Source organism: Streptomyces niveiscabiei (genome assembly GCF_001419795.1).
Classification (GTDB): domain Bacteria; phylum Actinomycetota; class Actinomycetes; order Streptomycetales; family Streptomycetaceae; genus Streptomyces; species Streptomyces niveiscabiei.
The window spans coordinates 1-8,003 of the sequence record NZ_LIRL01000366.1 but is presented as its reverse complement, the minus strand read 5'-3'; the positions used below and the strand labels follow the sequence as shown (position 1 = coordinate 8,003).

Annotated in this window: 8 protein-coding genes and 1 pseudogene; 7 read left to right on the top strand and 2 right to left on the bottom strand. The window is 68.4% G+C overall.

Annotated features, from left to right (window positions below):
• Window positions 1-38: 38 nt before the first annotated feature.
• Window positions 39-611 carry a hypothetical protein gene (locus tag AOK24_RS18550; RefSeq protein WP_055721188.1) on the top strand — a complete coding sequence of 191 codons (573 nt, stop codon included), beginning with the start codon at window positions 39-41 and terminating at the stop codon, window positions 609-611.
• 37 nt (window positions 612-648) lie between these two features.
• On the opposite strand, the gene AOK24_RS18545 is transcribed toward AOK24_RS18550, so the two are convergent.
• Window positions 649-942, bottom strand: coding sequence for a ferredoxin (locus AOK24_RS18545; protein ID WP_055721190.1), 294 nt, complete (start codon window positions 940-942; stop codon window positions 649-651).
• Between the two features lie 252 nt (window positions 943-1,194).
• Between AOK24_RS18545 and arc the strand changes: the two genes are divergently transcribed.
• The 6 genes and pseudogenes from arc to prcA all read left to right on the top strand — a co-directional run bounded on the left by arc (window position 1,195) and on the right by prcA (window position 7,393).
• On the top strand, window positions 1,195-2,961 hold the full coding sequence (arc, locus tag AOK24_RS18540; RefSeq protein ID WP_055721189.1) for a proteasome ATPase: 1,767 nt from the start codon (window positions 1,195-1,197) through the stop codon (window positions 2,959-2,961).
• A 271-nt stretch (window positions 2,962-3,232) separates the two neighbouring features.
• Window positions 3,233-4,744, top strand: a complete 1,512-nt coding sequence (gene dop / locus AOK24_RS18535) for a depupylase/deamidase Dop (protein WP_338060941.1) — start codon at window positions 3,233-3,235, stop codon at window positions 4,742-4,744.
• 154 nt (window positions 4,745-4,898) lie between these two features.
• Window positions 4,899-5,117, top strand: coding sequence for a ubiquitin-like protein Pup (locus AOK24_RS18530; RefSeq protein WP_055721186.1), 219 nt, complete (start codon window positions 4,899-4,901; stop codon window positions 5,115-5,117).
• Window positions 5,118-5,160: 43 nt separating this feature from the next.
• A pseudogene (locus AOK24_RS46030) lies at window positions 5,161-5,764 on the top strand (endonuclease VII domain-containing protein).
• Window positions 5,716-6,561, top strand: a complete 846-nt coding sequence (gene prcB, locus AOK24_RS18525; protein ID WP_055721185.1) for a proteasome subunit beta — start codon at window positions 5,716-5,718, stop codon at window positions 6,559-6,561. The pseudogene AOK24_RS46030 and the gene prcB overlap by 49 nt, the downstream one beginning before the upstream one ends.
• 61 nt (window positions 6,562-6,622) lie before the next feature.
• Window positions 6,623-7,393 carry a proteasome subunit alpha gene (gene prcA / locus AOK24_RS18520; RefSeq protein ID WP_055721184.1) on the top strand — a complete coding sequence of 257 codons (771 nt, stop codon included), beginning with the start codon at window positions 6,623-6,625 and terminating at the stop codon, window positions 7,391-7,393.
• A 57-nt stretch (window positions 7,394-7,450) separates the two neighbouring features.
• Here the strand turns inward: prcA and AOK24_RS18515 are convergent.
• Window positions 7,451-8,003, bottom strand: a 553-nt coding sequence (locus AOK24_RS18515; protein ID WP_159051918.1) for a LacI family DNA-binding transcriptional regulator, incomplete at its 5' end; no start/stop codon positions are given.

Genomic DNA, 8,003 nt, shown 5'->3' with positions numbered 1-8,003 from the left:
GCCCCCTTTCGGCACAGCCCCACAGGAGACGCGCTCTCGTGCAGCACCCCGTCGTCCCGGAACTGGCCCACACGCACACCCGCCCGATCCACTGGGTCGCGACCGCCACCGCCCTCGCGGGGGTCGTCGCCCTCTCCTCGGTGATCCAGCCGGGACCCGCGACCGCCGCGCAGCCCACGACGAAGGCGGACGACAGACCGGCCGCCGTCGCCCCGTCCGTACTCGGCGTGAAGTTCCCCCTGGACTGCGGCCCCGTGAAGGCGCTGGTCGTGAAACAGGCCGCCGGGGACCTCGACGGGGACGGACGGCCGGAAACCGTCGCCGTCGTCCACTGCGACGCCCCGATGGGCACCCCGCCCGACAGCGTGTACGTCCTCACCCGGGGCCCGAAGGACAGCGCCCCGCGCGTCGTCGCCACCCTCGTCACCGCCCAGGACCGCAACACGGTCACCGCCGTCGCGGTCACCGACGGCGCCGTACGCGCGAGCATCCTCGGCTACTCCACGCCGGACGTGCCCCGTTGCTGCCCCGACGTCAAGAGCGAGGCCCAGTGGCGGTGGAAGGACGACCGGTTCGTCCGTACGGCACCGGCCGGCGCGCACAGCGTCTGAAACCGGCCACGCGACCGGACCCGGGGTGAGCGAACCGTCACTCCGCGTCCGGGCCGTACACCTCCACGCTGTCCGAAACGCGCCGTACATGGATGCACTCGCCCGGACACTCCCGCGCCGAATCCACCACGTCCGTCAGCAGCGGCAGCGGAACCGGAACCGCCGCACCCGGATGCTGCAACAGCTCGTCCCCCGGACCCCGCACGTACGCCAGCCCGTCGATGTCGAGCTCGAACACCTCCGGCGCGTACTGCGCGCAGATCCCGTCCCCCGTGCAGAGGTCCTGGTCGATCCAGACCTCCAGCGCACCCGCCTCCGCGACCACGTCCACCACTCCCGAGACTCCCGCCGTTTAACACCGAGCCCCACGGGAACCATGCAGGCTCTGACCGCCGTTGAACACTTCGACCCTACCCGGACCGGCTTCCCAATCATGTTCGGTGGGTATTCCCCTGGCGTGAGGGAGAGCGCAAGGGTGAAGATCGGACACACCCCGACCGTCTTTGTGATCTAGGGGTTTCAACCGACACCCACCCAGGTAGGGTCTGGAAGCGTCCAGCTCCCCATGGAGGAGGTGAGGACCGTGGCAGCCCACGACGACGACATGAACCGCGGCATCCGCCCGGGACGAGGGTCCGACGACCCGTCCGGGCAGATTGCCTACCTTGAGCAGGAGATCGCCGTCCTGCGCCGCAAGCTCGCCGACTCTCCGCGGCACACGAGGATTCTCGAAGAGCGGATCGTCGAGCTACAGACCAACCTGGCCGGCGTGTCCGCCCAGAACGAACGACTCGCCAACACGCTCCGCGAGGCCCGCGACCAGATCGTCGCCCTCAAGGAGGAGGTCGACCGGCTCGCGCAGCCCCCGGCCGGCTTCGGAGTCTTCCTGGCGGCCAACGAGGACGGCACCGCCGACATCTTCACCGGAGGCCGCAAACTCCGCGTGAACGTCAGCCCGAGCGTCGACCTCGACGACCTCAGGCGCGGCCAGGAAGTGATGCTCAACGAAGCACTCAACGTGGTCGAGGCCATGGAGTTCGAGAGCGTCGGCGACATCGTCACCCTCAAGGAGATCCTGGAGGACGGCGAACGCGCCCTCGTCCAGGGCCACACCGACGAGGAAAGGGTGGTCCGGCTCGCCGAACCGCTCCTCGACGTCACCATCCGGCCCGGTGACGCCCTCCTCCTCGAACCCCGCTCCGGCTACGTCTACGAGATCGTGCCCAAGAGCGAGGTCGAGGAACTCGTCCTCGAAGAGGTCCCCGACATCGGCTACGAGCAGATCGGCGGCCTCGGCGGACAGATCGAGGCCATCCGCGACGCGGTCGAACTCCCGTACCTGTACCCGGACCTGTTCAAGGAGCACGAGCTGCGCCCGCCCAAGGGCGTCCTGCTCTACGGGCCCCCCGGATGCGGCAAGACGCTCATCGCCAAGGCCGTCGCCAACTCGCTGGCCAAGAAGGTCGCCGAGGTCACCGGCCAGGCCCAGGGCAAGAGCTTCTTCCTCAACATCAAGGGCCCCGAGCTCCTCAACAAGTACGTCGGCGAGACCGAGCGGCAGATCCGCCTCGTCTTCCAGCGCGCCCGCGAGAAGGCGTCCGAGGGCACCCCCGTCATCGTCTTCTTCGACGAGATGGAATCCCTCTTCCGCACCCGCGGCTCCGGCGTCAGCTCCGACGTCGAGAACACCATCGTCCCCCAGCTCCTCGCCGAGATCGACGGCGTCGAGGGCCTCCAGAACGTCGTCGTCATCGGCGCCTCCAACCGCGAGGACATGATCGACCCGGCCATCCTGCGCCCCGGCCGCCTCGACGTGAAGATCAAGATCGAGCGCCCCGACGCGGAAGCCGCCAAGGACATCTTCGGCAAGTACCTCACCGAACGCCTCCCCCTGCACGCCGACGACCTCGGCGAACACGGAGGCAGCAAGACGGTCACCGTCGAGAGCATGATCCAGACCGCCGTCGAGCACATGTACGCCGAATCCGAGGAAAACCGCTTCCTCGAAGTCACCTACGCCAACGGAGACAAAGAAGTCCTCTACTTCAAGGACTTCAACTCCGGCGCCATGATCGAGAACATCGTCGGGCGCGCCAAGAAAATGGCGATCAAGGACTTCCTGGAGAAAGAACAGAAGGGCCTGCGCGTCTCCCACCTCCTCCAGGCATGCGTGGACGAGTTCAAGGAGAACGAGGACCTCCCCAACACCACCAACCCGGACGACTGGGCCCGCATCTCCGGAAAGAAGGGCGAACGGATCGTCTACATCCGCACCCTCATCACCGGAAAGCAGGGCGCCGACACCGGCCGCTCCATCGACACGGTGGCGAACACCGGACAGTACCTGTAAGAAGACAGGGCGGCTGCGGGTGCCCCCGGCACTCGCAGCCGCCCTGTTTTACTCCCCGGGAAAAACCACATAGCCCCCGCACAACCGAAAAACCGGCCAGAAGCCGGACCGAGGCAATGACGCAAATGATCTCCCCGACGGCGCGCAGGCGTTCTAGGCTCTTTCGTACCGCCGAGTCGCACAGTGCGGGGACGGGCACCGCACACGCACCGCAGCACCAGCGGTACTTGAGCGACGCCCACGAAGGGCGCCGCCGGGCAAGGAGGGCCGCATGACCGTACGGCGAGTAATGGGCATCGAGACGGAGTACGGCATCTCCGTCCCCGGCCACCCCAACGCCAATGCCATGCTCACCTCGTCCCAGATCGTCAACGCCTACGCCGCGGCGATGCACCGGGCCCGCCGGGCCCGCTGGGACTTCGAGGAGGAGAACCCCCTGCGCGACGCCCGGGGATTCGACCTCGCCCGGGAGGCCGCCGACGCCAGCCAGCTCACCGACGAGGACATCGGCCTCGCCAACGTCATCCTCACCAACGGCGCCCGCCTCTACGTCGACCACGCCCACCCCGAGTACAGCTCGCCCGAAGTCACCAACCCCCGCGACGCCGTCCTGTGGGACAAGGCCGGCGAGCGCATCATGGCCGAGGCCGCCGAACGAGCCGCCCAGCTCCCCGGCGCCCAGCCCATCCACCTCTACAAGAACAACACCGACAACAAGGGCGCCTCCTACGGGACGCACGAGAACTACCTGATGAAGCGCGAGACCGCCTTCAGCGACATCGTGCGCCACCTCACGCCCTTCTTCGTCTCCCGCCAGGTCTTCACCGGCGCCGGACGCGTCGGCATCGGCCAGGACGGCCACGAACACGGCTTCCAGATCAGCCAGCGCGCCGACTACTTCGAGGTCGAGGTCGGCCTGGAGACCACCCTCAAGCGGCCCATCATCAACACCCGCGACGAACCCCACGCGGACGCGGAGAAGTACCGCCGCCTGCACGTCATCATCGGCGACGCGAACCTCTCCGAGATCTCCACCTACCTCAAACTCGGCACGACGGCCCTGGTCCTCTCCATGATCGAGGACGGCTTCATCGCCGTCGACCTCGCCGTCGACCAGCCCGTCCGCACCCTCCACCAGGTCTCCCACGACCCCGGACTCCAGCGCCTCGTCACCCTCCGCAGCGGGCGCACACTCACCGCCGTACAACTCCAGATGGAGTACTACGAGCTGTCCCGCAAGTACGTCGAGGAACGCTACGGCGCGGACGCGGACGAGCAGACCAAGGACGTCCTCGCGCGCTGGGAGGACACCCTCACGCGGCTGGAGAACGACCCCATGAGCCTCGCCGGGGAGCTCGACTGGGTCGCCAAGAAGGAGCTGATGGAGGGCTACCGGCGCCGTGACGACCTCGACTGGGACGCCGCGCGCCTGCACCTCGTCGACCTCCAGTACGCCGACGTACGGGCCGAGAAGGGGCTCTACAACCGGCTCGCCGCGCGCGGGCGCATGAAGCGGCTGCTGGACGAGCGGGACGTCGAGCGGGCCATGGCCGAGCCGCCGGAGGACACCCGGGCGTACTTCCGGGGGCGGTGCCTCGACCAGTACGCCGACGACGTCGCCGCCGCGTCCTGGGACTCCGTCATCTTCGACCTGCCCGGGCGCGACAGCCTCCAGCGCGTCCCAACCCTGGAACCGCTACGCGGAACGCGAAATCACGTCAAGGAGCTTCTGGACCGCTGCCGGACCGCGGAAGACCTGGTCAGGGTCCTCTCCGGCGGCTGAACACATGATCCCCGGACACGGGTGGAAACCCCCTCCTCCGGGAATCATCGAGGTGGCCCCCGCACGTTGTACCAACTGCGGGGCCGATGTCAGACCCGGACTATAGGGTCTGATCATCACCGACATGTCGGGCGAATCGAGCGGGGTGAGGGTTATGGCGACCAAGGACACCGGCGGCGGCCAGCAGAAGGCGACCCGGACGAACGAAGAGACCGAGGAGCAGGCGGCGGAGACGTCGGGCTCGGAGGACCTCAAGGAACGGCACGAGAAGCTGAGCGACGACGTCGACTCGGTTCTGGACGAGATCGACGACGTACTCGAGGAGAATGCAGAGGACTTCGTGCGCGGGTTCGTTCAAAAAGGTGGGCAATAGTCCGATTTGACCTTCGAATCGAAGGCGACGGGGGTCGAGGGTCATGGATACGCCACATGCGAAGCATTGCTCGGGGTGCGGCAGGGATCTGTCGCCCGGAGCGTTCGCGAAGGACAAGAACCGGCGGGACGGCCTTCAGCCCCGGTGCCGGGAGTGCGTGGCCGAGTACGGCGCCGCGTACTACCGGCGCCGTCGGGCGGCCATGGGCAAGAAGGTGTGGGAGAAGGTCGACGTTCCGGCGGGCCACAAGCTCTGCCGGACCTGCGGGAGAGATCAAGCCGCACAGCGAGTGGACACGGAACCGGACCGCCTCGGACGGTTTGGCCACACTCTGCAAGACATGCAAGGCGGCCCAGGGGCGGCGGGATCACCTCAAGCGCAACTACAACCTCACCGAAGCCCAGCGCGACGAGATGATCGCCTCGCAGCGAGGGCTCTGTGTCATCTGCCTGAAAGCCCCCGCCGTTCATGTGGATCACTGCCATGAGACGGGTAGGGTCCGTGGCGTACTGTGCTTCAACTGCAATTCGGCCATCGGCAAGTTGGGGGACGACCCCGATGCGGTTCGTCGGGCGGCCTCCTACCTGGAAGGAATCTCGTGGAAGCCAACACTCGTAGCACCGGGCGTCTACCAGCTGCCTTCCTGACGCCCGGGTCCTCGTCGTTCATGGACTTCCTGTCGGCGCATCAGCCGCAACTGCTGCCGGGGAACCGGCAGTTGCCGCCGGTGCAGGGTGTGGTGGAGGCGCCGCACGGGACGACGATCGTCGCGGTGACGTTCCAGGGCGGGGTGATCCTCGCGGGCGACCGCCGCGCGACGATGGGGAACATGATCGCCCAGCGGGACATCGAGAAGGTGTTCCCGGCGGACGAGTACTCGGCGGTCGGGATCGCCGGCACGGCGGGCCTCGCGGTGGAGATGGTGAAGCTGTTCCAGCTGGAGCTGGAGCACTTCGAGAAGGTGGAGGGCGCGCAGCTCTCGCTGGAGGGCAAGGCGAACCGCCTGTCGACGATGATCAGGTCGAACCTGGGCATGGCGATGCAGGGCCTGGCCGTGGTCCCGCTGTTCGCCGGGTTCGACGTGGACCGCGCGAAGGGCCGGATCTTCAGCTACGACGTGACGGGCGGCCGTTCGGAGGAGCAGAACTTCGCGGCGGTCGGCTCGGGTTCGATCTTCGCGCGGGGCGCGATGAAGAAGCTGTTCCACGCGGGCCTGACCGAGTCCGAGGCGACGACCCTGGTGGTGCAGGCGCTGTACGACGCGGCGGACGACGACTCGGCGACGGGCGGCCCGGATGTCGCGCGCCGGATCTATCCGATCGTCACGGTGATCACCGACGAGGGTTTCCGCAGGCTGACGGACGATCAGTCGGCCGAGATCGCCCGGTCGGTGCTGGAGAAGCGGCTGGAGCAGCCGGACGGCCCGCGGGCCGCGCTGCTGTAGCGGCGGATCTCGTTTCTTGTCAGGTGATCGAGTGACTTCCACAGAAAAGGACGGGTAACCGGTGTCGACGCCGTTCTATGTCTCCCCCCAGCAGGCGATGGCGGATCGCGCGGAGTATGCCCGTAAGGGCATCGCGCGGGGCCGGAGCCTGGTCGTCCTCCAGTACGCCGACGGCATCGTGTTCGTCGGCGAGAATCCGTCGCGCGCGCTGCACAAGTTCAGCGAGATCTACGACCGGATCGGTTTCGCGGCGGCGGGCAAGTACAACGAGTACGAGAACCTCAGGATCGGCGGTGTGCGCTACGCGGACCTGCGGGGCTACACCTACGACCGTGACGACGTGACCGCGCGGGGCCTCGCGAACGTGTACGCGCAGACGCTGGGGACGATCTTCTCGTCGTCGGCGGAGAAGCCGTACGAGGTGGAGCTGGTGGTCGCGGAGGTCGGTGAGACGGTCGAGGGCGACCAGATCTACCGGCTGCCGCACGACGGCTCGATCGTGGACGAGCACGGTTCGGTCGCGGTGGGCGGCAACGCGGAGCTGATCAGCAACTATCTGGACCAGCGCCACCGGGACGGCATGAGCCTGGCGGAGGCGCTGAAGCTGGCGGTGCAGGCGCTGTCGCGGGAGGCGAACGGCACGCAGCGGGAGATCCCCGCGGAGCGTCTTGAGGTCGCCGTCCTGGACCGTACGCGCCCGCAGCAGCGGAAGTTCAAGCGCATCGTGGGCCCGCAGCTGTCGCGCCTGCTGGAGGCGGAGGGCCCGGCGACGGAGGCGGAGAGCGCGGACGACGCCGAGGACGCCACGGGTTCCGAGGACTCCGGCGAGTAGCCGCTTCCTTCCCTGTACGTGCCCCGGCCGGGCCCTCCGGCTGGGGCACGGGGCGTTTCAGGACCTCGGCGGCGCGGTCGAGCCGCGTACGACGAGTTGCACCGGGATGTCGTCCTGGTCGGGCGTACGGCCGTCGAGGACGGCGAGGAGCGCGTGCATGCCGCGTTCGCCGAAGAGCTCGGCGTCGAGGCGGACGGTGGTGAGCTCCGGGTCGATGGCGGTGGCGAGGGCGAGGTCGTCGAGGCCGGTGACGGAGACGTCGTCCGGGATGCGCAGCCCGAGGCGGCGCAGGGCCTTGTAGGCGCCGGCGGCGAGCTTGTCGTCGTCGCAGACCACGGCGGTGGGCCGGGGGCCGTGCCGCAGGGCCTCGGTGACGGCGTGCCGGGCGTCCTCGATGGTGATGGGGGAGCGCGCGGTGCGCAGTGTGGTGCCGGGTGCGGCGGTGAGCCGGTCGACGAGGGCGGCGGCGCGGACGTGGAAGGTCCAGGAGGGTACGTCGGCGGCGAGGTGGAGGACGTCGCGGTGGCCGAGGCCGAGGAGGTGGTCGGCGACCTGGCGGGTGCCGTCGGCGATGTCGAGGTTGACGGTGGCGGCGCCGAGGCTGCCGCGC

Coding starts and splice junctions, on each gene's coding strand:
- dop (WP_338060941.1), top strand. CDS start 3,233: ATGACCGTACGGCGAGTAATGGGCATCGAGACGGAGTACGGCATCTCC.
- AOK24_RS18530 (WP_055721186.1), top strand. CDS start 4,899: ATGGCGACCAAGGACACCGGCGGCGGCCAGCAGAAGGCGACCCGGACG.